21 protein-coding genes, 1 tRNA gene and 2 pseudogenes are annotated in these 26,767 nt (G+C 72.4%); 8 read left to right on the top strand and 16 right to left on the bottom strand.

The genetic code is table 11. The features are described from left to right. Positions 1-169 precede the first annotated feature (169 nt). Complete coding sequence (locus AB0N27_RS03930) at positions 170-862, bottom strand: DUF3159 domain-containing protein (protein WP_364366038.1); 693 nt, start codon at positions 860-862, stop codon at positions 170-172. 115 nt (positions 863-977) lie between these two features. Between AB0N27_RS03930 and AB0N27_RS03935 the strand changes: the two genes are divergently transcribed. Then, entirely contained in the window at positions 978-1,865 is an 888-nt protein-coding gene (locus AB0N27_RS03935) for a phosphatase PAP2 family protein (RefSeq protein ID WP_364366041.1), read from the top strand. An 8-nt stretch (positions 1,866-1,873) separates the two neighbouring features. Further along, positions 1,874-2,542 (top strand): maleylpyruvate isomerase N-terminal domain-containing protein, encoded by a 669-nt coding sequence (locus AB0N27_RS03940; RefSeq protein WP_364362859.1) that lies wholly within the window; start codon positions 1,874-1,876, stop codon positions 2,540-2,542. A gap of 80 nt (positions 2,543-2,622) precedes the next feature. Here the strand turns inward: AB0N27_RS03940 and AB0N27_RS03945 are convergent, their stop codons facing one another. Further along, a complete protein-coding gene (locus AB0N27_RS03945) occupies positions 2,623-3,486 on the bottom strand; it encodes a DUF1028 domain-containing protein (protein ID WP_364362860.1) in 864 nt (287 codons plus the stop codon). Between the two features lie 51 nt (positions 3,487-3,537). After that, positions 3,538-4,758 (bottom strand): low temperature requirement protein A, encoded by a 1,221-nt coding sequence (locus tag AB0N27_RS03950; RefSeq protein ID WP_364362861.1) that lies wholly within the window; start codon positions 4,756-4,758, stop codon positions 3,538-3,540. A gap of 154 nt (positions 4,759-4,912) precedes the next feature. Here AB0N27_RS03950 and AB0N27_RS03955 point away from each other — a divergent pair, with 154 nt between their 5' ends. After that, positions 4,913-5,896, top strand: coding sequence for an LLM class F420-dependent oxidoreductase (locus AB0N27_RS03955; protein WP_364366044.1), 984 nt, complete (start codon positions 4,913-4,915; stop codon positions 5,894-5,896). Further along, on the top strand, positions 5,893-6,684 hold the full coding sequence (locus tag AB0N27_RS03960; protein WP_364362862.1) for an SDR family oxidoreductase: 792 nt from the start codon (positions 5,893-5,895) through the stop codon (positions 6,682-6,684). Before AB0N27_RS03955 ends, AB0N27_RS03960 begins: the two co-directional genes overlap by 4 nt. A 60-nt stretch (positions 6,685-6,744) precedes the next feature. Here the strand turns inward: AB0N27_RS03960 and AB0N27_RS03965 are convergent, their stop codons facing one another. From AB0N27_RS03965 to AB0N27_RS03985, 5 genes are all read right to left on the bottom strand, one after another. Beyond that, on the bottom strand, positions 6,745-9,087 hold the full coding sequence (locus AB0N27_RS03965) for a transglutaminaseTgpA domain-containing protein (RefSeq protein WP_364362863.1): 2,343 nt from the start codon (positions 9,085-9,087) through the stop codon (positions 6,745-6,747). Then, a complete protein-coding gene (locus AB0N27_RS03970; protein WP_364362864.1) occupies positions 9,081-10,247 on the bottom strand; it encodes a DUF58 domain-containing protein in 1,167 nt (388 codons plus the stop codon). The genes AB0N27_RS03965 and AB0N27_RS03970 overlap by 7 nt, the downstream gene beginning before the upstream one ends. Positions 10,248-10,261: 14 nt before the next feature. Then, positions 10,262-11,257 (bottom strand): MoxR family ATPase, encoded by a 996-nt coding sequence (locus AB0N27_RS03975; RefSeq protein ID WP_364362865.1) that lies wholly within the window; start codon positions 11,255-11,257, stop codon positions 10,262-10,264. Positions 11,258-11,284: 27 nt separating this feature from the next. Further along, the gene (locus AB0N27_RS03980) at positions 11,285-13,891 is read right to left on the bottom strand and encodes a fibronectin type III domain-containing protein (RefSeq protein ID WP_364366047.1); all 2,607 of its coding nucleotides are present in this window, start codon (positions 13,889-13,891) and stop codon (positions 11,285-11,287) included. Positions 13,892-14,063: 172 nt separating this feature from the next. Continuing rightward, a complete protein-coding gene (locus AB0N27_RS03985) occupies positions 14,064-16,415 on the bottom strand; it encodes a tetratricopeptide repeat protein (RefSeq protein ID WP_364362866.1) in 2,352 nt (783 codons plus the stop codon). A 231-nt stretch (positions 16,416-16,646) separates the two neighbouring features. Here AB0N27_RS03985 and AB0N27_RS03990 point away from each other — a divergent pair. Beyond that, a tRNA-Leu gene (locus tag AB0N27_RS03990) sits at positions 16,647-16,733 on the top strand. A 34-nt stretch (positions 16,734-16,767) separates the two neighbouring features. On the opposite strand, the gene AB0N27_RS03995 is transcribed toward AB0N27_RS03990, so the two are convergent. Further along, positions 16,768-16,989 carry a hypothetical protein gene (locus AB0N27_RS03995; RefSeq protein ID WP_364362867.1) on the bottom strand — a complete coding sequence of 74 codons (222 nt, stop codon included), beginning with the start codon at positions 16,987-16,989 and terminating at the stop codon, positions 16,768-16,770. Between the two features lie 216 nt (positions 16,990-17,205). Here AB0N27_RS03995 and AB0N27_RS04000 point away from each other — a divergent pair, with 216 nt between their 5' ends. Beyond that, a complete protein-coding gene (locus AB0N27_RS04000) occupies positions 17,206-18,231 on the top strand; it encodes a DUF808 domain-containing protein (protein WP_364362868.1) in 1,026 nt (341 codons plus the stop codon). Positions 18,232-18,684: 453 nt separating this feature from the next. Here AB0N27_RS04000 and AB0N27_RS04005 read toward each other — a convergent pair whose 3' ends face one another. The 3 genes and pseudogenes from AB0N27_RS04005 to AB0N27_RS04015 all read right to left on the bottom strand — a co-directional run. Then, a complete protein-coding gene (locus AB0N27_RS04005; RefSeq protein ID WP_364366050.1) occupies positions 18,685-19,869 on the bottom strand; it encodes a low temperature requirement protein A in 1,185 nt (394 codons plus the stop codon). 195 nt (positions 19,870-20,064) lie between these two features. Continuing rightward, positions 20,065-20,169, bottom strand: a pseudogene (locus tag AB0N27_RS04010) (RidA family protein); the annotation flags it as partial. A gap of 21 nt (positions 20,170-20,190) precedes the next feature. Then, a pseudogene (locus AB0N27_RS04015) lies at positions 20,191-20,550 on the bottom strand (IS21 family transposase); the annotation flags it as partial. A gap of 59 nt (positions 20,551-20,609) precedes the next feature. Here AB0N27_RS04015 and AB0N27_RS04020 point away from each other — a divergent pair. Both AB0N27_RS04020 and AB0N27_RS04025 read left to right on the top strand, forming a co-directional pair. Then, positions 20,610-22,238 (top strand): serine/threonine-protein kinase, encoded by a 1,629-nt coding sequence (locus AB0N27_RS04020; RefSeq protein ID WP_364362869.1) that lies wholly within the window; start codon positions 20,610-20,612, stop codon positions 22,236-22,238. Beyond that, a complete protein-coding gene (locus tag AB0N27_RS04025; protein ID WP_364362870.1) occupies positions 22,235-22,828 on the top strand; it encodes a hypothetical protein in 594 nt (197 codons plus the stop codon). Before AB0N27_RS04020 ends, AB0N27_RS04025 begins: the two co-directional genes overlap by 4 nt. A gap of 221 nt (positions 22,829-23,049) precedes the next feature. Here the strand turns inward: AB0N27_RS04025 and AB0N27_RS04030 are convergent, their stop codons facing one another. Genes AB0N27_RS04030 through AB0N27_RS04045 form a run of 4 tightly spaced genes read right to left on the bottom strand, consistent with a single transcriptional unit; the run spans position 23,050 to position 26,765 of the window. Next, the gene (locus tag AB0N27_RS04030; protein ID WP_364362871.1) at positions 23,050-23,391 is read right to left on the bottom strand and encodes a hypothetical protein; all 342 of its coding nucleotides are present in this window, start codon (positions 23,389-23,391) and stop codon (positions 23,050-23,052) included. Further along, complete coding sequence (locus tag AB0N27_RS04035; protein ID WP_364362872.1) at positions 23,345-24,274, bottom strand: hydroxymethylglutaryl-CoA lyase; 930 nt, start codon at positions 24,272-24,274, stop codon at positions 23,345-23,347. The genes AB0N27_RS04030 and AB0N27_RS04035 overlap by 47 nt, the downstream gene beginning before the upstream one ends. Further along, the gene (locus tag AB0N27_RS04040) at positions 24,271-24,897 is read right to left on the bottom strand and encodes an isochorismatase family protein (RefSeq protein WP_364362873.1); all 627 of its coding nucleotides are present in this window, start codon (positions 24,895-24,897) and stop codon (positions 24,271-24,273) included. Before AB0N27_RS04040 ends, AB0N27_RS04035 begins: the two co-directional genes overlap by 4 nt. Next, a complete protein-coding gene (locus AB0N27_RS04045) occupies positions 24,894-26,765 on the bottom strand; it encodes a hydantoinase B/oxoprolinase family protein (protein ID WP_364362874.1) in 1,872 nt (623 codons plus the stop codon). The genes AB0N27_RS04040 and AB0N27_RS04045 overlap by 4 nt, the downstream gene beginning before the upstream one ends. Between the last annotated feature and the right edge of the window lie 2 nt (positions 26,766-26,767).

Genomic DNA, 26,767 nt, shown 5'->3' on the forward strand with positions numbered 1-26,767 from the left:
CGGCCGGCTCACCCCACCCGCCCGGACTGGAGGAAGCCGCGAAAAAGCCCAGAAATTCGGGCCCAGGCGGGATCACACAAAGGACCGTGACGGAGTAACGTACGTCACCGGAGAGGCCGCTCCCCCCGTGGCGGCCTCTCCACTATTTTGTCCCGGACCGGCGCCCGGCTCACCCGCCGGAAGGCTCACCGGTGGCCGGATTCCGCAACCCCGGATGCCCGGCCGGCAACGACCGGCGCAGCACCAGCCAGCTCACCGCGAGCGCCGCCGCGACAAGCGGCCACGTCAGCGCCACCCGCGCCACCACCAGCCCGAGGACCTGCCCGCCCAGGTACAGCGGCACGAACACCGCCACCCGCAGCAGGTACGTCGCCGTCCACACCCAACTGGCCCGGCCGTACCCGCGCAGCAGCGCCGGGTCGCGCCGCCACCGGGTCCGCTGACCGAGCACCGCGCCGACCAGCACCCCGAGCAGCGGCCAGCGCACCACGATGCTCACCGTCCACAACAACGCGCTCGCGGCGTTGGAGAGCAACTGGATGAGAAAGAAGTTCTCCGCCCGGCCCGTCCGCACCGCGATCAGCGCCGCGACGCAGACCGCCAGAAGGCCGATCAGCACCGAGCGCGGCCGGTCACCCCGACGCAGCCGTACGCCTGCCACCGTCGCGCCGACGGCAAGCGCCGCGCCCACCCCGGCCCACAACGACTCGCCGCCGAGCAGCCAACCCGCCGCGAACGCCAGCGGCGGCAGCGTGGCGTCGACGGCCCCGCCCCGGCCGCCCAGCAGGTCCGCCAGCGACTCGGCCCGCGCCGGACCGCCACCCGGCCCGTCACCGACCGGCCGCCGATCGCCGCGTTCCACCTGGCCCGCGTCGCGCTCCGGTGTGTCGCCCACCGCCACCTCCTCACCCGAGCCCAACCTAACCATCGACAGGCGGCGGGCCACCGGTCGGCCGGCCGACCCCTGCCGCTACGGTGTGCGGATGCGCGCGACGGCACGGGGTTGGACTGCGGTCTGGTTGGTCGTACTGGCCCTCGTCCAGGCGGCCGCCTTCCTCGCCGTCTGGCGGGTGGCCGTGCACACCGAGATCGGCCAGTGGGTGGACACGGTCGCCCTGACCGGCAACCGGATCGGGCAGGACCGCATCGACGGCCCCGTCGACCGGATCCTCAACGCGATGTCTGTGGTGTCCCTGGTGGCCGCCACCGCCGTGATCGGGTTCATCGCCCTCATCCGGGGGCGGATCGCGCTGGCCATCACCGCGACGCTGCTGATCGCCGGCGCGAACGTCTCCACCCAACTGCTCAAGTACGGGCTGAACCGGCCGGACTACGGCCTCGACCCGGAGCGGGCCGCCGTCGGCAACAGCCTGCCCAGTGGACACACGGCGGTGGCCGCGTCGGTGGCGGTCGCGCTGGTGCTCGTTCTGCCCCGCAAGGTGCGCGCGGTGGGCGCCTTCCTCGGCGCCGGCTACGCCGCCCTCGCCGGGGTGGCCACCCTCTCCGCCGGCTGGCACCGGCCCAGCGACGCGGTCGCCGCGTACCTGGTGGTGGGGGTGTGGGCGGCGCTGGCCGGTCTGCTCCTGCTCGTCACCCAGCGGGAACAGGCCGAGGTCGCGCCCGGCGACGCGCACCGGATCGCCGCGCTGGTGCTCGGCGTGGCAGGTGTCCTCGCCCTGATCGCCTGCGGGCTGGCGCTGTCCTGGCTCGTCGACCTGCGCGGCACCGGGCCGGACGAACTGAGCCGCCGTCCGCTCTTCGTCGGGTACGCGGGCAGCGCCGCCGGCATCGCCGGCACGATGGCCGTGGTGATGGCGCTGGTGCTGACCGTCGTGCACCGCCTCGTCCCCCGGGTCAAGGGCTGATCCCCGCGGTGGAGCCGGTCCGTGTGGCGTTCCGTGCCGAGTGCGCCCGGCTCACCGGCGTCCTCCACGAGCTCGACGAAGCGGACCTCGACCTGCCGACCGACTGCCCGCCGTGGACGGTCCGGGAGCTGATCGCCCACGTGCGCACGGGCGCCGGACGGCTGGCCGACATGCTGGCCGCGCCCGCACCGCCGCGCGCCGAGGTGGACGCCGCCGGCTACTTCGGTGCGTCGAAGTTCACCGCGCCGGTGGACGCCGAGCGGATCGCCGGCGGCCGTCGCGACGCACGACAGGTACCGTCGGCGGCGTTGCCTGCCGAGTTCGAGCGCGCCTGGCAGGCCGCCGACGCGGCCGTCGCGGCCGCCCCGCCGGAGCGGGTCGTACGCACACGGCACGGCGACGCGATGCGGCTCACCGAGTTCCTGCGGACCCGGGTGGTCGAGGTGGGCGTGCACGGCCTGGACCTGGCCGCCGCCCTGGGCCGGCCGCCGTGGCTCACCCCGCAGGCGGCTACCGTGATCGGCGATCTGCTCACCGGCGGACGACCGGTGCCGGCCGGGCTGCGGTGGGACACGCTGACGCTGATCCGTAAGACCACCGGGCGGCTGCCCCCGACCCCCGCAGAGCCTGCCCACATCGACGCGGCGGGATTCCGCTGGCTCGCCTTCGGCAGTTGACGTGGAACGGCCACCGGCTGCTCGGCCGGCGACGGTCCGCTGGCCCGCCCGGCCGCCGGCTGCTCGTACGGCAGGCCGGGTCAGGTCGCGGAGCGGGGGGCGGGGACGTGCGGCGCGACGCGGCGCAGGTGCGTCAGCACCACCGGGTCGATCCGCCCCGGCACCAGGCGCTCCTCCAGATTTTCCAACCCCGCCCAGGAGACCAGCGCCGCCTCGGGCCCGTCGCCGGCCACCTGGTGGCCGAGCGCGGTGAGCAGGGCCGCCACCTCGTCGGCGACCGCGCCGCTCAGGTCCAGGAGGGTGGCCGGGTCGGGCCTGCTGAACAGCATTGTGTGCACGGCCAGCAGCCGACCCAGCTCGGTGATCGGGTCGGGGTGGTCGTCCACCCGCAGGTCGACGAGCACGTCGCTCCGGCCGCCGTACCCGCCGCCGCGCTCGACCACCAGCAGCCCGGCGCTCTGCCGGCCCCGCCGGTCCCCGCCGGCCTCGTCACCGGCGCGCAGCGCGGCGACCAGCCGCTCGGCGAACGGCAGCGTCGACCCGGCCAGCCACGCGTCGGCCAACGCGTCGACCACCTCCGGGCCGGTGAGGATGTTGCCCTGCGCGGCCCAGCCGTCGCCGGTCCGCCCGCCGGCCCACGGATGGCAGGCCGACCCTGTCCAACTCTCGCCCGGACCGGTGGCGGCCACCACTCCGAGCTGGCGGTGCTCCCGTTCGGGGTCGGCGGCGGTCAGGCCGGCCACCACGTCGGCGGCGGCCACCCCGGTGCGCAGCAGGGTCAGCCCCTGGGGACGGTAGGCCAGGTTGACGTGCGCCTGGGCGGCCAGCGCGCCGACCTCGGCCTCCGCCGCGGGCACCAGCGCCCCGGCGGCGAGGAACTTGCTGGCCACGACCACACCGTGCAGGCGGCCGTCGGCGGAGCGGGCGACGAGGGAGAAGGTCACCCGCCGAGATTAGCTGGCCGCACCGCGCGGGCAGTGCCGTACGCCGATGGGTCAGAACGGTGGCGCGGCGGGCTCCGGCGGGGCGCCGCGTGCCCGGCGGGCGTCGGCGACCGCGACGGCGCCGAGCGCCAGCACCGCGACGGCGGCGGCGGCGATCCCGGGCACGTACCGCAGCGGCACGGCCGCCGCCACCAGGACCAGGATGGCGATCCACCGGGACCGGGAGACCCTGCCGAACACCTCGTACTCGAAGCGGGCGCGGCCGGCCAGGAACAGCGCCGGTCCACCGAGCACCAGGGCCAGCCACGCCGCCGGAAACCGGTCCACCGGATGCTCGATGAACAGCTCGTAGCCGATCGCGGTGGCGGAGAGGCCGACCACCATGACCAGGTGGGTGTCGGCGGCCGAGCGGCCGATGGTGGCGGGATGTCGAGCCTTCACCACCGCCTCACCCAGGATCCGACCGGCGCGCTGGACGTAGATCCGCCACAGCAGGATCGAGGTGGCAAGGGCCAGCCCGAACGCCCACGCGTGCGCCGACTCGTACTCCCCCCTGCTGTACGCGAAGCCGGCCACCAGGATCGTCTCGCCCAGGGCGACGAGGAAGAACTGCTGGTACCGCTCGGCCAGATGCTCTCCGGCGATCTCCCACTTCGAGATCGTCGACCTACCCAGCCCCGGCACCGGCCAGCCGTACCGCGCGGCCAAATACTCGATGGCAAGCGCCGCCGCCCAGAGCACCACCTGCGGGTTGGTCGGCAACATCGCCCCACCGATCCACAACACCCCGGTGAAGGCGAAGATCACCGCCATGCGGACCTTCAGCCGGCGGTACGGGTGCGGGCCCAGCGCCAGCGACAGGATCACCGGCCGGGACACCTGTGCCACCACGTACGCCACCGCAAACATCAACCCGGCTTCGGAGAACGCCCGCGGGATCGCCACACCCATCACCATCCCGGAGACCAGCGCGGTCAGGACGACCGTCTGGAGCGGGATCTTGTACGGGTCGTACCTGCTTGTCGTCCACGCCGTGCCCTGCCAGACGTACCAGAGCGCCAGCAGCAACAGCAGCGTCTTGCCGCCTCCGGTGACCGCCGCCCAACTGTGCTCACGGGCCGGCGCGCGGGTCAGGTCCTCGAACGCCCGCGCGGAGATCCGGGTGAGCGCGAAGACGTACGCCAGGTCGAAGAAGAGTTCAAGGAAGGTGGCCCGGCCCGGCGCAGCCGCCGCCGGGACCGGCTCCAGGCGGCCCGCCGCCCTGGAACCCATGATCAGCGGCCTGCGCCGGTGGTCCGTTCCACCTCGAAGTCGTAGCACCCTTCGCGGACGCGACAGCCGGAAACCGGCGATTCTGCCCAGTACGAAGATCTTGCTCGGGCACCCCGTCAACGGGCACGATCGATCGGTGACGAATCGATGGGGCATGACCGTGCCGTTCGGCGGGCTCGCACTGAGCGACCACGAGGCCGCCTACACGGCTCTCGACCGGGCCGGGTTCACCGACGTGTGGTCGTCCGAGGTTGCCGGGGCCGACGCGTTCACCCCGCTGGCGCTCGCCGCCGCCTGGCAGCCCCGGCTGCGGTTGGGCACCGCCATCGCCCCGGTGTTCACCAGAGGCCCGGGCCTGCTCGCGATGAGCGCCGCGGCGCTTGCCGAGGCCGCGCCGGGCCGGTTCGCGCTCGGCATCGGCGCGTCCTCGCCGGTGCTCGTACGGGACTGGAACGCGCTGCGCTTCGACGAGCCGTTCCGGCGTACCCGGGACGTCCTGCGCTTCCTGCGCGCCGCGCTGCGCGGCGAGACCGTCGACGAGGTCTACGACACCTTCACCGTGCGGCGGTTCACCCTCGAACGGCCGCCCGCCGTGCCGCCGCCGATCGTGCTCGCCGCGCTGCGTCCCGGGATGCTCCGGCTGGCCGGCGCCGAGGCCGACGGGGTCATCCTCAACTGGCTCAGCGCCGACGACGTGCCACGCGCCCTCGGCGAGCTGGGTGAGCGCCGCGCCGGCTTCGAGGTGGCCGCCCGGATCTTCGTGTGCCCCACCGAAGACGCCACGTACGCCCGTGCGCTGGGCCGCCGGCTGATCACCAGCTACCTCACCGTCCCCGCGTACGCCGAGTTCCACCGCTGGCTGGGCCGCGACGAGGTGCTGGCGCCGATGTGGCAGGCGTGGGCCGCCGGTGACCGGCGCGGAGCCAGCGCGGCGGTGCCGGACGAGGTGGTCGACGCGTTGGTGCTGCACGGCACTCCGGATCGGTGTCGTGCCCAGGTGCGCCGCTACGCCGACGCCGGCGTGGACGTACCGGTGATCGCGCTGCTGCCCACGCCTGAGGTGACCGCCGGCGGCGCGACGGCGCTGCTCACCCTCATCGCCCAGCTGGGCACGGACACGGCAGGAGCCTCCGCGTGAACCTCACCGACCGGATCGTGGTGGTCACCGGCGGCGCCGGCGGCATCGGAGCGGCCCTGTCGCGCCGGTTCGCCGCCGAGGGCGCCGCCGCGGTGGTGGTGGCCGACCTGGACGCCGAGGCGGCGGACGCGGTGGCCGAGGGCATCGGCCCTGTCGCGCACCCCATCGCCCTCGACGTCACCGACGAGGAGCAGGTCCGCGACCTGGTCGCCGACACCGAGGAGCGCTACGGCCGGATCGACCTGTTCTGCGCCAACGCGGGCGTGACCACAGGTGGGGGAGTGGAGGTCGACGACGCCGGCTGGGACCGGGCGTGGCGGGTCAACGTGCTCGCCCACGTCTACTCGGCCCGTGCGGTGCTGCCCGGGATGCTCGCCCGGGGCGGCGGCCACCTGCTGCACACGTGCTCAGCGGCGGGCGTGCTGACGGCGGTGGGCGACGCCGCGTACACCGCGACGAAACACGCCTCGGTGGGGTTCGCCGAGTGGCTGGCGATCACCTACCGGGACCGGGGCATCCGGGTCAGCGCGCTGTGCCCGCAGGGCGTGGACACGCCGATGCTCGCCGAGGGCATCGTCGAGGGTCACCTGGGCGCTCGGGTGATCGCCGCCTCCGGCGCGGTGCTCACCCCGGACCAGGTCGCCGACGCGGCAGTCGCCGGGCTCGCCGAGGAGCGGTTCCTGATCCTGCCGCACCCGGAGGTCGCCGACTACGCGCGCCGCCGCGCCGAGGACCCGGACGGCTGGCAGGCCGGCATGCGCAAGCTGGTCCGCCGCCTGAGCGCCTGATCGGTGCGGCTACGCCCTGGCGACCCGCGGGCATCGGCGCGACCCCCGAACAGGTCTTGCTCAGCGCGGGGGTCGGCCGGCCCGGCGTAGGGGGGCCGGGTGGACGGACCAGAGGAGGCGGCGCCACCAGGGGCGGGCGGACCGCAGGGTCGCCACGTAGGCGGTGGCCATCTCGGCGGCCCGGCCCGCCTGGTCGGGCGTCACGGCGCCGGGGGCGAAACCCACCTCGTTGAGCAGGACCGCCAACTCGTCGACGCCGTCCGGCTTTCCGGCGGCCGCCGCGCCGTCGCCCGTACCCGCGACACCGTCCGGGGCGGACGGCCCGCCGCCGGTGTGGCGGACCCGGGCGTCGGCGAGGGCCCGGCGGGCGTGCCCGGCGACCTCGGTGGCCGCCAGGTCGTCGCCGACCGGTCGCCCGGCCAGCCGCAGCGCGTCGGTGACCTCCCGCCAGGCGCCGGCGACGCGCTGGCCGGGGTCGCCCCGGACGAGCCGGTTGCGGGTGAGGGAGCGGCGCATCGCCAACAGGGTGAGCAGGAGAGCCCCCACCACCAGCACCAGGCCGCCGCTGCCACCGGCGACCAGAACGGGCGTGGAAACCCCGCCCCCGCCGGGCGGCCCGTCGGCGGCCGCCACCGGCTCGGGCGACGCCGTCGGCTCCACGGTCGGCGCCGGCGCCTCCGAAGGCGGCGGGTCCTCAGGTGTCGGTCGGAAGTCCTCCTCCACAGGCCTCGGCTCCTCGTTCGGCCGGGGCAGCGGGTCGAACGGCACCCAACCCAGCCCGTCGAAGAGCACCTCCGGCCAGGCGTACGCGTCACCGGCCCGTACCGTCCCCTGCCCGCCCGACCGGAAGCCCACCACCACCCGAGTCGGCAGGCCGCTGAGTCGACCGAGGACCGCGAACGCCGCCGCGAACTGCTCCGACGTGCCCTCCTGGCCACCGGCGTTGCGCGGTCCGAAGAGGAAGAAACCCAGATTCGGGTACGCGTGCCCGCTCGGCGCGTCGGCCACCACCCGGTAGTGCTCGGCCAGGAACTGCTCGATCGCCAACGCACGCGCGTACGGGGCGCCGTTGTCCTCGGCAAGCTGGGTGGCGAGCCTGCGCAGCGTGTCGGGTACGCCGTCGGCGACCCGCAGCACCCGGGCAACCTCGTCACCGGCGGGCACGTTCGCGGTGGTGAGCAGGTTGGTGTCCGGCCGTTCCCGCACCGAGGTCACCGTGTAGCGCAGCCCCGGCGCCAACCCCTCCGGCCGGATCAGCGTCCCGGTCGCCGGGTCGTACGCCACCCGCGCGCCACTGACCTCGCGCGGCGTCGCCACGGCGGGCAGCAGCCGACCGCTCAGGTCCGCCACGGTGATCTGCTGCCTGACGGTCTGCACCGTGTTGTCCGACGCCGGCGTGGTGGCCGGCAGGATCCGCCCCGCGTTGCGGTACGTCGCGCCGACCCGCCAGGTCACCCCGTCGTAGTCGCTGAGCACCGCCAGCCGGATCCGCGGGCTGTCGCCTCCGTCCGCGGCCGGCCCGGCATCCCCGGCCGGTTCGTCGGACGGCACCGTGCTCACGTCGAGGAGCTTCTGCTCCGGGTGCAACGCCCAACCGGAGATCCGGATCAGCGGGTTCTCGTCGAGTGACTGCACCTGCGGCGGCTCCACGTACCGGCGCGGGTCCACCGGCCGGCCGTCGACCTGCGCGGCCACCACCGGGCCGAGCAGCGCCACGAGCCCGAGCACCAGGGCCACCCCCAGCGCCGAGGTGACGGCGAGGCGCAGTCGCACCGCCGCGCGTACCCCGGGGGTCAGGTCGGCGCTCGGATCGCCGCCGGCCGGTGCCACACCCGCCGGTACCGCCAGACCGACCGCCGCTACCGCGACGAACGCCAGCGTCGGCCCCACCGCCGGTTCGGCGTTCGGGCCGACCACGTAGAGGGCGGCTGCGTACAGCCCGGCCGCCGGCAGGTAGCCCAGCAGCACCCGACCGGTACGCAACGCCACCTCCGCACCGGCCAGCCCGGCCAGCCAGGCGGCGACCACAGGCACCAGCACCGTGTCCGGTGTGGGCTCCACCGGGATCATCGCGGTGAGCAGCCGGGGGATGCCGTTGCGCGCGGCGTCCGAGGTGACCTCCAGCAGGCTGCCCGGCAGGTCGGCGCGCGACGCCGCCAGCCGCAGCGACAGCAGCGTCCACCCGGCCATCGCGGCCACCGACACCGGCGCCACCAGCCACGACGGCAGCCGTCGGGCGGCCACGCTCACCAGCACCGACCCGACCGCCGCGCCGATGACCAGCCGGGTGAGCAGGTCACCCGCGTACACCCGGCCGAGCACCACCCCGGCGAGCGCGGTCAGCCCGATCAGCGCCAGCGGGACCACGGCGGCCCGGAGCGTCCCCGCGAGACGGGTCACCACCGGCGCACCCCGTCCCACTCGGCGGCGAACTGCGCGCCGTCGGCCGCGTCGACCACCACCAGGCCCGCCGCGCCCGGAGGCGTCGGCTCGGCCGCGCCGAACACCCCGACCACCACCGACGGGTACGCCCCGCGCAGCGCGCCGACATGCCCCAGCTCGTCCCGACCACCCGGCCCGGTCAGCACGATGAGCGTGTCACCGAGCCGGTCCTGGCGCAGCCGGGTGGTGGCCGCGCGCAGCGCGTCACGGTCGTCGGAGAGTTCGGCGGCGGCGAGCCGGTCCAACGGGGCGGGCGAGGCGTCCGCGTCGCCGTCCCCGCGCTCGACAAGTTCCGGGCCGACCAGCAGCAACAGCACCGGCAGGTCGGCGCGGTGCGCGGCGGTGACTACCGACGCCGCCGCCTCGCAGGCCGACTCGAACGAATCCGCCACACCGTCCACCTGCTGCGGATGCGCGACCGCCCGGTTGTCCAGCAGGACGACCAGACGCGGCAGGCTTGTGTCCACGTTCTCCCGGACCATCAGCTCACCGACGCGGGCGCTGGTCCGCCAGTGCACGCGGCGTAACTCGTCACCCACCACGTACTCCCGCAACGAGTCGAAGGTGATCGACCCGTGCGGCACCCCGTCGACCCGGCCGTCGAGGCTGCGCCCCGCGCCGGTCGGCACCGCAGTCAACGGATGGATGCGCGGGTGCACCCACACCGGGGTCGTCTCGCCGTACGGGCGGGCCAGCGCCACCAGCCCCAACGGGTCACGCCGCGTCACCCGCAGCGGCCCCACCGGCACCACCCCCCGGCGGTCGGTCGGCACCTCGTACCGGACCTCGGTGTCCCGACCCGGCCGCACCCGCAGCAGCGGCACCGGCACCGACCGCTTCCCGCACCGGTCCTCGGCCAGCAGGTTCGCCGACCGCAGCCGCCCGGTGTTGCGGACGGTCACCGTCATGGTCGCCGGCTCGCCCCGCGCCACCCGGTCCGGGTCGGCCCGCCGCGTCACCGTCAGCCGGGGCCGCCAGGCCGCGACCAGCGCCGCGTAGCCGACAGCCGCTCCGGCTGCCGCGCCCAGCAGCGTCAACTCGGGGTACGCGAACCGGAAGCCCACACCCAGCAGGACGACGGCGGCGACGAGCAGCCCGACCCCTCGGGCGGTGATCCCCATACCGCTGCTGCCGGTCAGCCCTGCACCGGCGCCGGCTGCCCCGACGGCAGCGGGACCGGCACCGACGCGATGGCCTGGCGCAGCACCTCCGCCGCGGTCACCCCGCGCACCTGGGCGTCCGGGGTGAGCAGCAGCCGGTGCGCGAACACCGCCTCGGCGAGCGCCTTCAGGTCCTCCGGCATGATCCAGCCCCGCCCGTCGATGAGCGCGTACGCGCACGCCGCACGGGTCAACGCGATGACCCCCCGGGGACTGACACCGACCCGCACCTGCGGGTGGGTACGTGTGGCGGCGGCCAACCGGACCGCGTACGCGTAGAGCGGCTCGGCGATGTGCACCCGACGGGCCATCCGGACCATCTCCCCGACTGTCGTCGTGTCGGTGACCGGGGCGAGCGCCTCCGGGGACCGCACGGTCGCGCCGCGCAGCACCTCCACCTCGACCGCCTCGTCCGGATAACCGACGGAGAGCTTCACCAGGAACCGGTCCAACTGCGCCTCGGGCAGCCGGTAGGTGCCGTCCATCTCCACCGGGTTCTGGGTGGCCACCACGAGGAACGGCGACGGCACCGGATGCCGGACACCGTCCACCGTGACCGTGCGCTCCTCCATCACCTCCAGCAGCGCCGACTGGGTCTTCGGCGACGCCCTGTTGATCTCGTCGGCGATGACGATGTTGGCGAAGACCGGCCCCGGATGGAACTCGAAGTCCCTGCTCGCCTGGTTGAAGATGGTCACGCCGGACACGTCCGAGGGGAGCAGGTCGGGCGTGAACTGGATGCGCCGCCACTCGCCCTTCACGGTGGCGGCGATGGCCCGCGCCAGTGTCGTCTTACCGACCCCGGGCACGTCCTCCAGCAGCACGTGACCCTGCGCGAACAGCGCCGTCAACGCCAGCCGCACCACCTGCGGTTTGCCGAGCACCACCGCGTTGACGTTCTCGGCCAGCCGGGCGGCCAGGGAGGCGAAGCCCTGCACCTCCGGCTGGGTGAGCGGCTCGTGAATGTTCACGGTCGGCGGTGCTCCTTGGCTGGTGGCTCAGCAGGTGGGCAGGACGTTGATGTTGTCGCCGCCCTCCAGGTTGAGCCAGGCCCAGGGAATGTAGTTCTTCCCTTCGAACTCGACCTGCACCCACCAGGTGCTGCGCTTCTGGTTGTTGTAGATCCACGAGTCGACGTCCTCGCCCGACTTCTTGCAGTACGCCTGGAGCCGGCGGCCCGGCTTGGCCCAGCCCACCTGCTTGTCGTTGTCCTGCCGAGGGACGGAGAAGACCTCGTTGCCGTTGCGCTTACCGGCGATCTCCTTGTTGCAGTAGGTGCGCTGGTCGCCGTCCGGGCCGTTGTTGCAGGTGGCGATGCCGAACAGCGGCTCGGTCTGCTGCGCCCTCGTGGCCGTGCCCTTACCGGCGGCGTTGCTCGCCGTCACCGTGAACGTGTACTTCGTGCCAGGCGTCAGCCCGGGGACCGTGATGCTGGAACACGCCCCGGCCTTCGCCGGCTCCCCAGGCGTACTCACCGAGCAGGTGGCCCTTCCGCCGCCCGCGTCCACAGTGAACGTCACGGTCGCCGACGTGGCGGTCGCCGACGAGCCGGTCACCGTGACCCTCGGCTCGGCGACCGTACGCGCCGTCGTGGTGGCCTCCGGGCCAGGCCCCGCCTCGTTCACCGCCTTCACCTTCACCGCGACGTTCTGGCCGTTGCCCAGCCCGGTGACAGTGGCACTGGTGTCCGTCGCCTCGCTGACCCGCCCGCCGACGTCCACCAGGTACTTCGTCACCGGACGGCCGTTTGCCTGCGCCGGCGCCCACTGAACGTTCACCGCGCCCGGCTGGTCGGCGACCGTACCGGCGCGCAGGTCGAGCGGCTTGCCCGGGGCCGCGAACGGCACCACCGTGTTGCTGACAGGTGAGGCCGCCGAACCGGCGCCCTTGCTGTTGACCGCCACCACCGTGAACGCGTACTGGGTGCCGAACTCCAGCTCCCCGGCGGGCACCACCAGCTCGGTCTTCGTCGACTCACCAGCCGGCGCGTTCGTACCCGCCGAGCTGGCCGTCACCGCGTACTTCGCGATCTTGTTGCCCTGCCCGTTCGCCGCCGGCCACTTCACCACCACCGTGCCGTCCGGCCGCGCCTGCGCGGTGACGCTGGCCGGCGGGTCGGGCACGGCGGCGGTCGGGGTCACCGGATTACTGCTGCGCGAGGGGCCCTCACCCTTGGCGTTGACGGCGTGCACCGCGAACCGGTACGTCTCACCGTTCGTCAGGCCCTTGACCTCCACCGCGCGCTGGTTGGCGCCCACCTCCAGGCGCTGACCGGCGCCCTCCACCACGTACTTCATGATCTCGGCGCCGTTCGCGGCGGCCGGCCGCCAGCTCACCCGGGCCTGGGCGTTGCCGGCGGCGGCGGTGACACTGCGCGGCGCGCTCGGCTTGCCCACCCGGGGCTTCTTCGGCGGGGGCGGCGGCGGAGGAACGGGCGGCGGGTCACCGCCGAGCACGTCGTTGGCGTACTTGTCGACCTCGCGCACCTGGTGCTTGTCGTCCACCACCCGGGCGGTCGACGCGTCGGGGGAGTTGATGAACAGGTGGTTCTCGCGGACCTCCAGCTCCAGCGGCCCGTTCGCCCGGCCACGAATGGTGTCGACCAGCTGGCCGCCGGCGTCGAAGGAGTAGATCGTGCCGGTGGCCTCGTCGGCGCAGTAGAAACGGTCCGCCCACGCCACCGCCGGGCTGAGCCGGTCACCACTGCCCGGGACCGTGAACTCCCGCTCCTGCCCACCGTCACCCACCACCAGCACCCGCCGGTCCCCGGTCACGGTGACCGGGACGCGCGACCCGCTGGTGCGAGCGGGCAGCGCCGCCGGCCCGGGCAGCGTCAACGGCGTCGGGCGCACCTCACCGCGCCGCACCCGCACCAGCTTGCCGGCCGTACGGTCGAGCACCGCCACCCCGTCGTCCAGGGTGGAGACGACAAGCTCGTGGCTGGGCTCCGCGACGTCGTACGTCTCGACCCGCTCCGGGCTGAGTCCGCCGCCGGCCGGCGTGCCCGACGCCGCCGCGGACGGCAACTTCGCGGCGGTCACCGCCGACACGGTGCCCTCGCTGGGCACCGCGATCCACAGTCGCCCCTCGCCGTCGAACGTGCCGCCGGTGATGCCCGGGGGATAGCGCACCGGCTCGCCGACAGGCGTCAACGAACGCGGATCGAGCTGCCGGACGATGCCCTGCACGGCGTCGACGACGAACGCCGCGTCCTCGTGCAGAGCCACACTCACGCCGAGGCCGGGGGTGGTCGGGGTCGTCGCGGTGAGTTGCAGGGTGGCCAGGTCAAGTGAACTGACCTGCCCGCTCTGCAGGTCACGCAGGATCAGCAGTCGATCGGTCTGGGTGACCTGCATCGGGTGCCGGCGCGTGCCCGCGACCTCGGTGCGGGTGTCGACCCGGGCCGTGACCCCGTTGACCCGGGCCAGCTCCCCGCGCGCCGCGCTCCACAGCCAGGAACTCGCGTCGTAGTTGGCCACCGCGTTGTCCGCCGCCCCCAACCCGAGGACGGTCAACCCCATGGCCGCCAACAGCGCCGTCACCGTGCCGACGGTCACCAGCCCACCGCGCAGCCGGGACCGGGAGCGGGGGGCGTCAGTCCGCATGGCGTCGTCGATGCTGGCCACAGCCGGCTGCCTCCCCTGAGTCGTGGCAGGTGGCGCGCCTCGCGGCAACCCCTCCCCTGAGCCGGGTGCCATCATATGGCCCGGCCGGGGCGGGGGGAACCCGCACCGTCACCTCTGTGGATACCCAGCGTGTGCGGTGTGGACGACCAGGTCAGCTCGGGGGCGTGGACCGTTCCCGCGTCGTGCACACCTGCCCCGAGGTCGCGAAGTTGTCAGTGGAGTACACCGCCAGCACCGTGAAGCAGTAGTCCACCCGCGGGCTCAACCCGTTGACCGTGTAGCTGGTCCGGCCCGGGTCCACCGTGGCCATCACCCCCAACGCCGACCCGGCCCGACCGCCGGCCACCATGAACGGCACCGCCCCGTCGCTCGGGTCCGTCCAGCTCAACGTGATCGTGACCGAGTCGTCGCGAAGCTTGAGGTCACCCGGCGGCGGCCCGGTCGCCGTCACCGCCACCGTCGGCGCGGGCGCCCCGGTCCCGGCCGGGGGCGGGTCGTCGCGCGTCAACACCACCGCACCCAGGCCGGCCAGCGCCACCGCTGCCACCCCGCTCGCCACGACCGCGCCAATCAGCGTCGCCCGGTTCCGGCCCGTCGACCCGCCACCCTCATCGGCGTACGCCTGCCGGTACGGCTGGTACGGCTCCTGGACGGGGTACGGGTGCTGCTCGGCCGGCGCGTTCGCCCGGAAGTCGCCCCCGGGCGAGCCGCTACTCGCCGGCTGGACGGCCGGCATCACGACAGTCGCGTCGGACATCGCGACGTCGGCCGGGTGAGGTGGTGACACGTCCCCACCCCCGGCGGCTGGTCCGCCATCGGCGGTGTCCGCCGGAGCGGCGCTCACCGGGGGCTGGGCCTGCGCCGCCGTGCCGCCGCCGCTCCACGACGGTGCGGTCAACCCCCACGGAGGTACGGGAGGCGCGCTCACCGGCGGCGCCGAGATGGGGTGCTGGTACGGCGGCCCGGACACGGGTCCGTAGCCGGGCGGCGCGGACACCGGGTAGGGCTGCTCCTGCGCGGGTGGCCCGGAGACGGGGTGACCATGCCCCGGCGGCCCGGACACCGGGTGGCTGTGCCCCGGCGGTGCGGACACGGGGAACATCTGGGCGGGTGGCCCGGAGACCGGATAGGGGTGGGCCGGTGGTGCGGAGACGGGATGGGGGTGCGCGGGTGGACCGGACACCGGATGGGCCGGTGGCGCGGAGGTCGGTTGCGGGAAGGCGGGTGGAGTGCCGGCCGTGGGGGAGGGCGGTCCGCTGGCCGGCCGCACTGGTCCGGCCTCGTGCTGCGTCCTGTCGGATTCGCTTCCGCTGACGGGTCCACCCGTACCTGATCCGCTCGTCCCGCCGGGCCGGGCTGCGGTGCGGGCGGCCTCCTCGGCGAGTAGCGGTTCGATCTGCCGTACCTGGACCGTCGGATTGTCCCAACGGGGTGCTGGCTCCGGCGGTACGGCGACCGAGTTCGGTGCCGGTGGGGTCGACGGCCCGGGCGGCGCGCCGACGGCTGGGCGGGGCGCCGGTTCCGCTGTGCGCTGGCGTGGCGGGACGGCCGGTCCGGACGGCCGGTGTGGGGGCGGCTGGCCCGTTGGCTGCGTCGCCTGGACTCCGACCTGGGCCGGAGTCGCCGGTCCAGTCGCCGGCGGCGCGGGAGGAGTCGCGTGGACGCGTTGACGCGGCGGTAGCGCGGGCGCGGTTGGTTGCTGCGGGATCGGGGCGGACCGGAGCTGCGCCGGTGCCGTGGGCTGTGCCGGTGCGGGGGTCTGCCCCGGGGCGGTGCGCTGCGCTGGCGTGGTGGTCTGTGCCGGGGCGGGTGCGGCGGGTGGCGGCTGGACGGGTGCGGATACCGGTGGTGCGGTGGCGCCCGTACGGGCGGCGGGTGCGGCGGGTGCGCGTACCCCCGGAGATGTCGGTGGGGACGTAGCCGGCGGCTGCGGGGGAGCCCACCGTGACGCGGGCCCGGGGGCACCGCCCGCCGCCGGCCGCATCGCGGCCAAGGTCGCCAGGGACAGCGTCGGACCGGAGAGCGCCGACTGGCTGCCTGTCTCCGTCCGGACCGTGCCCGTCGCCGACGCGGGGGCGGCGTCGCCGAGGTAGGCGCGGGCGGCACGTACCGCCGGGTGGTGCTCACCGAGCGCGGCGGGCCCGGCGGTGACCACCCGGGTGTAGTTGCGGCGGGCCTCGTGCCGGTTGCCCAACTCCTCGGCCACCTCGGCCAGCTCGAACGCGAGAGCGAGCAGCATCGGGTCGGAGTGCTCCCACCGACGCTCGCCCGCCGCGAACGCCTCCTCCAGCACCCTGCGGGCCGCGAGCGGGTCGTCCGCCTCCCGGTGCAGACGGGCCAGCAGATGCGCGGTGTGCAGCATCTCCGGGTGGTCCTCGCCGAACATCGGACGCGCCGATTCGACGGCATCGGCCAGCAACTGCCGGGCGGCGCTCAGATCGCCCGCCGCGCGCAGGGCGAGGGACCGGTGCTGGGCGGCCGCCAGGGGAGAGGGATGGGGCACGCGCCCATGCTGCCGGCAGAGGGTGGCCGGCCGCTACCCGGACCTGCCTTCGGCCGGCGCGGATGACCTCGACGAGCACCCCTGAGCTGCGGTGGGAGCACTCAGGCGAGGCGGGTGCATGGCGATGTGCATGATCCACGAGCGGCGTGTACAGTAACTCCCCGTGCGGCCCGCTGGGCCGGCCCTCCGGTGAAAGATCATCAGGGTCGGCGAGGTAGGCTGAACGTGTAGGTCCGGGTGGCGGAATGGCAGACGCGCTAGCTTGAGGTGCTAGTGCCCGTATAGGGCGTGGGGGTTCAAGTCCCCCCTCGGACACCAAAGATTTGCTCCACGGTGCGTGTTGAGATCGAATTCAACGCGCACCGTTTGCGTTGTCGGGCTGGTAGGTGAGTCGCAGTCCGAGTTGCCGGTAGACCTCGGCTTTGTCGTCGGGGTCGACGTCGCGCAGCACGGCGACGATGTCGCCGAGCGCTCGGACTAGGTCAGCGATCTGGGAGCGGCTCATCCGGCGCGGCTCTGTCTGCTGGGTGGTTTGAAGATCAGCTTCGGCTCGTGTCCGTTCGGCCTGCTCCACGCTGCTCACCTCGAACAAGAGCTTCGGCGAGAAGTCCGGGCTGCCTGAGCTGGCGCCAGGTGATGACCCGGACGCGGGCGGGTCGTCGGCCGAGCGCGAGAGTCGCTCACCTCGAGCTCTCGCCCGGGATGCGGCCGGGCGGTGGCGTGCCGCGTGCGGGGACCTGGGCGAGAATGGGCCAGTTCGAACTCCGTGCAACCCTGGAAGGACCTCCCCTTGGCGGGTGGACTCGTAGCCCTGCTGGATGACGTGGCGGTGCTGGCCCGGGCCGCTGCCGCGTCGATCGATGACATCGGGGCGGCCGCCGCGAAGGCCGGCGCCAAGGCTGCGGGCGTCGTCGTCGACGATGCTGCCGTCACGCCGCAGTACGTGCGGAGCCTGGCGGCCGAGCGCGAGTTGCCGATCATCAAGCGCATTGCCCTGGGGTCACTGCGCAACAAGTTCTTCATCATCCTGCCGGCGGTGCTGCTGCTCAGTCAGTTCGTGCCCTGGCTGCTCACTCCGATCCTCATGCTCGGCGGCGCCTACCTCTGTTACGAAGGCGCGGAGAAGGTGTGGGCCAAGATCGCCCATCATGATGCCTCCGGCGCGGGCGAGGAGAAGGTGCAGGACGAGACGACACTGGTGTCGGGGGCGGTACGAACCGACCTGATCCTCTCGGCGGAGATCATGGTCATCAGCCTCAACGAGGTGATCGATCAGGCGTTCTGGTCCCGCCTGGTGATCCTGGCTGTCGTCGCCGTCGTCATAACCGCCCTGGTGTACGGCGTGGTGGCCCTGATCGTAAAGATGGACGACGCCGGGCTGCGCCTGTCGCAACGTTCCGGCGCCGTCGCCACGTTCGGCCGCGGTCTGGTGAGGGCGATGCCTGTGGTCCTCACCGTGCTGACGGTAGTCGGCACCGCGGCGATGCTGTGGGTGGGCGGGCACATCCTGCTGCTAGGCACGAACGAGCTGAACCTGCACTTCCTGTACGAGGCCGTGCACCACGTGGAGGTCGCCGCCCACGACGCCACGGGTGTTCTCGGCGGGCTCGTCGGCTGGCTCGTCAACACGGTGGCCAGCGCGATCCTCGGGCTGATCGTCGGAGCGCTGGTCGTGCTGGTCATGACTCTCACGCTCCACCGCCGCAAATCCAAGGCTGCGGCGGCCACGACTCGTACTGACGGCACCATCCCCGCCCCGCCGAGCCGTGCAGCTCAGCGTCGCAACGTTCCTGCGGACCGAGCGCCGCGAGGTTGACCGCAAAACCATCGCAACTCGACCACGGGGTCAAATGTTCTGGTGCTGAACGGCGCTTGGTACTCCAGCCACACCTGGTGGAGTCATTCTTCGCTGGTAGTGGGCCGCACATAGGGCGGTGATCGTTTGGTCGAGGTGGTCGTACAGGTACCGCACCGGTGCCGAGGTGTCCGGGTCGGGCCGCGGCGCGTCGGGCAGGTCGACGTACCCACCGGGGAACGTCTACAGCCGCGGCCGGAGCCGGTCGACGACTTCGGCGACGGAACTGCGGCGGACTCCAAAAGGGTGAGCCGTAACGCTTTACATAGGTCTGCGCACGCCTACGGACGTGGCCTCAGGCAACCGAGACGCCGGCCGGCGCCAGCCATCCCGGGAGCAGCAACGCCTGACCACTGGGGTGGGGTCTTCTCGTAGGTGGTTGCGACACTGTGGCGTTGCGGGAGTCGGATGGCGTCATTCCCGCACCACGGGGCCCTCGTCCACGTGATCCGGGTCGCCACATGTTTCGCCCCTCGTAGCGCGTTCCCCGATCAGCGGGCGGCGGTGCATGATGATCTCTTCCAGCACGCTCACTCCGGCGACCACCGCGAAGAGGGTCGCCAGGGTGGCCAGGGCCGGCACGAGGGGCGCTAGTGGCAGCAGGACCACGCAGAGCAAGCTTGCGCCGATCTGCCGTCTCGCGATTTGTCGATGGATCCGCCAGTGGGTGTAGGCGAAGGTGCCGAGGAAGAGCGCGGCGCCGCCGAAGAGCACGGTCCCCTCGCTGGCCCGAGACGGCTCGAGGGGCTCCATCACTACCTCGGACAGGCCGACGGCGACCATGATGATCGCGAAACTGAACAGCAGGTGACCGTAGACCATGACGGAGCGGCGGATGTCTGCCTGCTGTGCGCTCTGGGCCACCGCTTGCCGGAAGGCCCGAAGACCGTAGATAAAGTACGCCCACCAGAGTGCGCAGACCAGCGAGTAGGAGAGGCATACGGCGACCAACCGGGCGAGGGTCAGCGGCTCGCCCACGGCTACCATTCCGACCTGGATTACCGACTCGCCGAGCACGAGGATAATCAACAGTCCATAGCGGTGTGTGTAGTGCAGCGGCCGAACTCGGACCTTATCGAGCGTCCGTCGGCCCAGCGCGGTGCCCACCACATCGGCGAGCACCGCGATCGACCAGAGCACTATTCGCGTCGAACCGCTGAACAGGCCACCCGCCAGTTGCAGCGGACCAGCCACCAGACCCGACCCGTAAGGGCGAAAGACCGGAGACCGCCAGCCGCCTGGGGTGCGCAAGGCCAATGCCGCCAGCAGTACCCGCATCGCCAGGTAAACACCGACGAACAGCAGGCCCTGATCATCAAAGGCGCCGGGGATCGTCAGGGCCAGTAGCAGACTGCCGAGTCCGAGGGCGAAGACCCCAGCCCGGTCGAGCGCGTTGCCGACATGACGTTGGTCGGTATAGATGGTGGTGCCGGCCCAGGCCCAATAAATGGTTACGAACAGGAGCAACACCCTGCCGATGCCCGCCCAACTGTGATCCTCGTGCAGCATGTGGGAGAACTGGGTGAGCGCGAACACGAAGGCCAGGTCGAAGAACAGCTCTTCCCAGATAACCCCCTTCTCGGGAGGCGAGGTCGGCACTCCAGCAGCATATCGACGATGGAGCCGTGAAGATCCTGCTTCACCGCCGAGCGGGGTTGCGGCTGGCCACCCCGGCCGAGCTGGAGCAACCGAATCGGATCGGTTCCTTCGGCGGCTCGCCGACGAAGAACGCGAGAACTGCGTTGCGGTCGACCTCTGGGGCGCAGGTGTCAGTCGGTGACGGTGGCGGCCTCCGACCGACAGGTCGGGCTCGCCCAGCGCGGAGACACCCAGGAGAGTGATCGGCTTGACGCGGTCAATCCCCAGCTTCGCGGCCGCCCTGGCCACGCCTTCGCCCAGCGCGCGAGCGGCCGATAAGTGCCACTGCCCGACCGCGGATTCGTTGTCCCACACCAGCACGTCGGCACTCGCCCCAGCCGGAGATCAGCGTCCAGGGTCCGACCAGCAGGTCTGTCCGGCGACTGCCTGGTCGGGATCATCACCGCCGACAACCACCGCGAATACCCGGACACCATCACCAGGACCGGCGGTCGGCCGACCTGCCCGAAACCCAACGCACGTCCGCCGGCGGGAACCACAGCTCGCACTGCGCCAGCTCACCAGGCAGATACTCCGTCCGCTGAGCCGGGTCCGGGCGGCGGAACAACGGCCGCAGCTGCTGCGGATCTGCGGCTCGACCGCGTCCACGATCGAGCCCTTCGCCGCCCGCTGATAGCGAGGCTTATGGAGTGTGGCCGACAGGTGCGGGCGACTCGTGGCTTCGATGTAAGGTCCTGCGCGTGACTGATCCACTCCTGCCGGGTGATCCAGTGGACCTGGGGGGCTACCGGTTGATCGGACGGCTCGGCCAGGGCGGTATGGGCGCGGTCTATCTCGGGCAGGACGCCAACGGCCGGCTGGTCGCGGTCAAGATGATCCGGCCCGAGTACGCCGACGACACCGAGTTCCGCGGCCGGTTCCGCAGTGAGGTCAACCGGGCCCGGCAGGTCCCGCCGTTCTGCACGGCCGAGGTGCTCGACGCCGACCCCGACCATCCGACGCCCTACCTGGTGGTCGAGTACGTGGACGGCCCCAGCCTGGCCGAGGTGATCACCCGCAACGGCCCGCTCGGCGGGGGCAGTCTGCACAGCGTCGCGGTCGGGGTGGCGACAGCGCTGGCCGCAATCCACGGCGCCGGGGTGATCCACCGGGACCTCAAGCCGGCCAACGTGCTGTTCGCGCTGGGCACCCCCAAGGTCATCGACTTCGGCATCGCCCGGGCCTTCGAGGTGACCAGTCAGCACACCCGTACCGATCAGATGGTCGGAACGGTCGCGTACATGGCGCCGGAGCGCTTCGACACCGAACACCGTGCCGTGGTTGGCCCGGCCGCGGACGTGTTCGCCTGGGGCGCGGTCGTCACGTACGCCGGCACCGGGCGTACCCCGTTCCGGGCCGATTCGCCCGCGGCGACTGCGGCCCGCATCCTGACCCAGCCGCCGGAGCTGTCCGGGTTGCCGGACCGGCTGCGCGAGGTGGTGGCCCGTACCCTGGCCAAGGACCCGGCGGAGCGGCCCACCGCGCACGAACTGCTCGACCTGCTGCTGGACCTGGATACCGACGTGAAGACCAAACTGATCCGCCCGGAGCTGCTCCAGGCAGCCACGGCGGCCCGGCAGACCAGGCGGCTCGGCTTCGGCCGCCGACGGCCGGGCCGGGTGCGGCGGATGGTCCTGGCCGGTGTGGCAGTGCTGGCGCTGAGCGTGACCGGGGTCCTCACCGCTCAGCTGCTGCCCCGGCTGGGGGTGGCCGGGAATGGGCAGAGCGGCGCTCCGACCGCGACGGGAGGCGCGGGCACACCCGGGCCGACGTCATCGTCGAGCCGGGTCGCGGGACGTCCGGCGATCATCGACCGGCTGGACCGGCCTGGCCAGTGGACGGAGAGCCGCGGAGAGCCCGAGGGTCGGTGCGTCTTCGGCGACGGGCGGCTCGAGGCCCGGACCGGGATGTCGGCGGTGTACCGCTGCCACGGTCCGCAGGACTCCTTCAAGGATCAGACGGTCAGCGTCGACGCGACGGTCCTCACCCCGGGAGCGTGTGCGGCGATCTGGTTCCGGGTGGCCGGTGCGAACGCCTACCTGGTGTCGCTCTGTGAGACCGAGGTCCGACTGGGCGTGGACACCGACGACCGCGTCACCCAGGAGACGCGGGCCGCAGTTGCCGGAGCCGTCCTGGGACGTGCACGCCGGGTCGGAGTCGTCGTGCAGGGCGACAAGGCGACTGTCGAGGTCGACGGTGCGCCACTGATCACCACCACGCTCGGGCCGCCGTCCCTGACGTCCGGCCGGATGACACTCGGTGTCATCGATGACGTCATCAGCGGCGACGCCCGCGCCGCGTTCGCCCGTGTGGAGGTCACGAAGCTATGAGACGCAAGCTAATCGGCTCGCTGCTTTTGGTCGTGGTGGTCGGCGGATGCGGCACCGGCTCGCCGGACGCCTCCTCCACACCCACCGCGTCACCGTCGACCGTCTCGGGTGTCGGCGGGCCCGCGAGCGACCCGCCGGGCACCCCCACAGGTATGCCGTCAAGCAACGCGACCGTACCGCAGCCCCGCTTCGCCGACCTCACCCAGGGCAGCACCACGTCGGTGGTGACGCTGCACTCGTACGACCCGGCGAACGCATCCGCCGTCGTGGAACCGGTCATCTTCATGACCGGCGACGCGTACTGCCGGGCCTTCAAGATCGAACGATCGGACGGCCGGTGTACGCACCAGGCGTTCATAACGGAGGAAAGTCATACCAAGGTCACCGTTCCGCTCGCCGACGAGGTCGACTACTTCACGTGGGAGGACGCCGAGGGGGACGTGTGTATGGACGCCCCGGAGAAGGGGGGCACGTGTCCCATGACGGGCAAACAGTTCGCCGCGTGGTTCGCGCTCAACAAGCGGCCCATGGTCGCGGTCGCCACCGAGCTCGGCGCCATCACCCGCATGGCGATCGTCTACACGCCCTGACTGTTTTCCCGATTCCGGCCAGCTCTTCCGGCCCTGGGACAGGCAGCATGGCGCCCACGGTCAGGCGAAGTTGCTCGACCGCGAGGCAACCGTGGCGGCTGGTCAGCGACGTTCCATGCCACTGTCACTGTCGCCGTACTCCAATGCTGGTGAATCTGTGCAGACACGGCCTGGCCGGGCCAGTCCGCAGAGCGCGGTGCCGAGGTACGTCTGCTTCCGAGTCAGCGGCGGCCGCGCTCGATCTGGTGGCGGGCGCGGGAGCGGGCGGCGGCGGCCGGGGTCGAGCCGGTGGCGTGGGCGATGCGCAGGATGTCGGTGAGGGTGTCGGCGATGCCGTGGACCCGGGCGGCGGCCTGGGCGGACGTTTCCCGGTGTAGCTCGACGGCGGTGGCGTGGATGATGCCGCCGGCGCTGACGATGATGTCCGGTGCCCAGAGGATGCCGTGCTGGTGCAGCAGGTCGGCGGTGGCCGGGGCGTCGAGTTGGTTGTTGGCCGGTCCGGCGATCGCGGGCGCGCTACGCCATGAGCACCGCGTTCGGGCCAGGCTCAGGCGGGAAAGCACCGGCCCGGAGCAGAGCGCCCGGAAGCCGATTGCCGAGTCTCCGCTCCAACCAGGAGACGGTCGAGGTGAGTTCCTCCAGGTCCAGGCCGGTGGGCTGCCCCATCCGGTCGAAGAGGTAGACGAGATCCTCAGTGGCGACGTTTCCGGTCGCCGCCGGTGCGAACGGGCAACCGCCTGTTCCTCCGATGCTGGCGTCGAGGGTGGTGACGCCCGCCTGGATCGCCGCGACCGCGTTGGCCACGCCGGTGTGCCGGGTGTCGTGCAGGTGCAGCCGCAGCGGTGTGCGGGATTCCGTGACCTCCCGGGCGAGTGCCAGTCGGTCGGTGACGTCGGAGGGTACGGCCACTCCGATGGTGTCGGCGAGGGCCAGCTCATCCGGACCCGCGTCCCGCACCCGGCTGAGCACCTCCCGCAGCCGGCCCAGCGGGACCTCACCCTCGAACGGACATCCGAACGAGGCGCCGATGGTCACCGCCGCGAACACCCCCGCCTCGCGAGCCGCCCGCACCAACGCCGCCGCCGTGTCACAGGCCTGGGCCGTGGTCATGCCCTGGTTGCGGCCACAGAAGGTGTCAGTGGCCACGACGACGACGTTGATCTCGTCGACGCCCGCGGTCAGGGCCCGGTCCAGGCCGCGGCGGTTCATCACCAGGCCCGCGTACCGGACGCCGTCGTGGCGGGGGAGCGTGGCCATCAACTCGTCCGCGTCCGCCATCTGCGGTACGCGGGCGGGGTTGACGAAGCTGGTCACCTCCACTCGCCGCGCTCCCGCCCGCACCGCCCGCTCGATCAGCTCGATCTTGTCGGAGGTGCTGAGCAGCGTCGCCTCGTTCTGCAGGCCGTCGCGGGGCGAGACCTCGACGATGTCGACCATGACCGTCATCGCTCCTCCGTCAGGTACGCGACGGCCCTGGCCTCGCTGATCACCTCGGCGTACTTGGCTTGCAGGTCGTACAGGCTCGCCTCGTGCGGTCCGTCGGCGCGGTCCGCCACCGCCTCCCGGACGACCAGCGGGACGAGACCGTGCTGGATCGCGTCCACCGCCGTGGCGCGGATACAACCGCTCGTGCTCACGCCGACCAGCACGACGGTGTCGATGCGTTGCGCGCGCAGGGTGGACGCCAGCGACGTGCCGAAGAAGGCGCTGGCGTATTGCTTGACCAGCACCAGTTCGTCCTCGGCGGGGGAGACCTGCGGCATCAGCTCACCCATCGCGCCACCGCCGGAGAAGAGCTGCCGAAGGGCGGTGACCTTCCGGACGAACAGCCCTCCGTCGACGCCGCCGGGCCCGTATGCGACGCGGGTGTGCAGCACGGGAAGCCGGCGATCACGGGCTGCGGCGATGACCCGGCCAGCCGACCGCAGGCAGTCGGCGGACGGCAGGCACAGAGGGCTGTCCGGGTCGAAGTAGGCCCGCATCAGGTCGATGACGAGCACCGCGGGACGGGCGCCGGGCAGGAGCGCGCCCCCGAATCCTTCGTCGCTGCCGTCCGGCACGGGGTTCATCGGGCGACCGGGGGACGAGGAGCGGGAAGACCGGTCTCCTCCAGGCAACGGTCCAGGATGGTTTCCATCGGCGGTCCCATGTCGAACGTGGGCAGCGGTTCCGGGCGTCCCTGGCGCAGCTCGGCCCGTACCTCCTCGGTGGCCGCGACGTCGACGGTGCCGGCCTCGTCGCAGATCACGCCGAAGCGGCGGGCGCCCGTGGGGCTGACCAGGCCTCGGCGGACCTCGAGGCCGACGAGTTCCGGGTCGCGGGCGAGCGGGTCGCCCCACCCGCCGCCACCCCAGGTGACGAAGTGCAGCACGTCCCCGGGGGCTACGGGCACGTCGTGCACCTTGCTGCCCAGGATCTCGGTGCCGCCGTCGGCGCGCTCGAGCCACTTGCGGCCCCGGGCGCCGGGCTCGCCGCCGTTGACCCCCCACGGATAGGTGAGCCAGCGGTCGTCGTGGATCGCGATCGTGCCGGCCTCCAGGAACCGGTAGGCCACGTCGACGCCGTTCCCGCCGCGGTGCAGCCCGGCGCCGCCGGTGTCCGCGATGGTCTCCCAGCGTTCGATTCGCAGCGGGTAGTAGGACTCCAGGTACTCGCACGGGATGTTGACGAACGACGGCCACAGCGAGTGGCCGTCCGGGCCGTCGCCCACCGGCCGGCCGGGAATCCCGCCGAATCCGATCGAGTACAGCTGGAACCACTCGCCCTTGCGCTCACCCGGCCCGTAGGTGCCCGAATACATGAAGTGCGGTGACGACGAGAAGCCGGCGGCGTTGAGCAGCCCGGGGTTCGTCTGACCGAGCAGGCCGCCGAACAGGTCGAAGACGCGACCGATGCCGTGGTTACGCGCGTTGAGGGCGGCGGGGTACGCGGGCTTCCAGAACGAGTCGTCGGGGATCGTGACGTCGACCAACGGGTAGAAGCCGTCGTTCCAGAGGATCTGTGGATCGGCGACGGTGATCATGTAGATGCCGAAGAACATCCGGACGAGGTTCTCGTTGATGTAGTAGTTGATCGGACCTTGCGCCTGTGGGCTGCTGCCGGTGAAGTCCAGCAGCACCTTGTCACCGGTACGGGTCAGGCTGAGCTTGAGCTCGTAGGGGCCGTAGCCGAGGCCGTCGTCGCAGATGTAGTCGGTGAACGACAGCGTCTCGCCGTCGGCGAAGACCGCTGCGAGCAGGACCTTCATCGCCCGGTGATTGCGGTCCAGGAGTTGGTCGAGCGCCGAGTCGTAGGTGTCCACCCCGAACCGGGCGCACATCTCCTGGACCCGACGGGCAGCGGTCCGGCACGCCGCGACGATGCCGTTGAGGTCGGCGCGGTTCCAGTCGGGCTTCCGCACCTGGTTGAGAATGATCCGCAGGGCGTCTTCGGCGATCACACCCTTTCGGTACAGCTTGAAGGGCGGGATCACCACACCCTCCTCGAAGATGGTGCGGGCATCAGTCGGCATCGACGCCGGCGTCTTGCCGCCGACGTCGGACATGTGCCCGAACATTGCCGCCCAGCCCACGATGCGGCCTTCGAAGAAGATGGGCAGCACCACGAGCCAGTCGTTCGCGTGGCTGATCGCCGCACCGCAGGAGTACGGGTCCGACGTCAGCAGGACGTCGCCCTCCTCGATGTCGCCGTCGAAGTTCTCCAGGAAGTCGGGGATGGACAGCCCGAACTGCCCCACCATCATCTTTCCGTCTCGGTTGGCGATCAGCGGAAACTCGTCGTGCTGTTCACGGATCCCCGGCGACAGCGCGGTCCGGAACAGCACCTCGTCCATCTCGTAGCGGGCGTTGCGCAGTCCGTTCTCGATCAGGTCGATGGTGACCAGGTCGACGTCCACGGAGCGAAGCGGTCCGGTAGCGGTCTCGATGAGGCGTGCCATGG

The organism is Micromonospora sp. NPDC093244 (genome assembly GCF_040683695.1).
Lineage (GTDB): Bacteria > Actinomycetota > Actinomycetes > Mycobacteriales > Micromonosporaceae > Micromonospora.

What these genes read in the sequence shown, in the direction of transcription:
- AB0N27_RS04025 (WP_364362870.1), top strand. Translation starts at nt 22,235, where the DNA reads ATGAGACGCAAGCTAATCGGCTCGCTGCTTTTGGTCGTGGTGGTCGGC.
- AB0N27_RS03980 (WP_364366047.1), bottom strand. Translation starts at nt 13,891, where the DNA reads ATGCGGACTGACGCCCCCCGCTCCCGGTCCCGGCTGCGCGGTGGGCTG.
- AB0N27_RS03955 (WP_364366044.1), top strand. Translation starts at nt 4,913, where the DNA reads ATGACCGTGCCGTTCGGCGGGCTCGCACTGAGCGACCACGAGGCCGCC.
- AB0N27_RS04040 (WP_364362873.1), bottom strand. Translation starts at nt 24,897, where the DNA reads ATGAACCCCGTGCCGGACGGCAGCGACGAAGGATTCGGGGGCGCGCTC.
- AB0N27_RS03970 (WP_364362864.1), bottom strand. Translation starts at nt 10,247, where the DNA reads ATGGGGATCACCGCCCGAGGGGTCGGGCTGCTCGTCGCCGCCGTCGTC.
- AB0N27_RS04035 (WP_364362872.1), bottom strand. Translation starts at nt 24,274, where the DNA reads ATGACGGTCATGGTCGACATCGTCGAGGTCTCGCCCCGCGACGGCCTG.
- AB0N27_RS04045 (WP_364362874.1), bottom strand. Translation starts at nt 26,765, where the DNA reads ATGGCACGCCTCATCGAGACCGCTACCGGACCGCTTCGCTCCGTGGAC.
- AB0N27_RS03950 (WP_364362861.1), bottom strand. Translation starts at nt 4,758, where the DNA reads ATGGGTTCCAGGGCGGCGGGCCGCCTGGAGCCGGTCCCGGCGGCGGCT.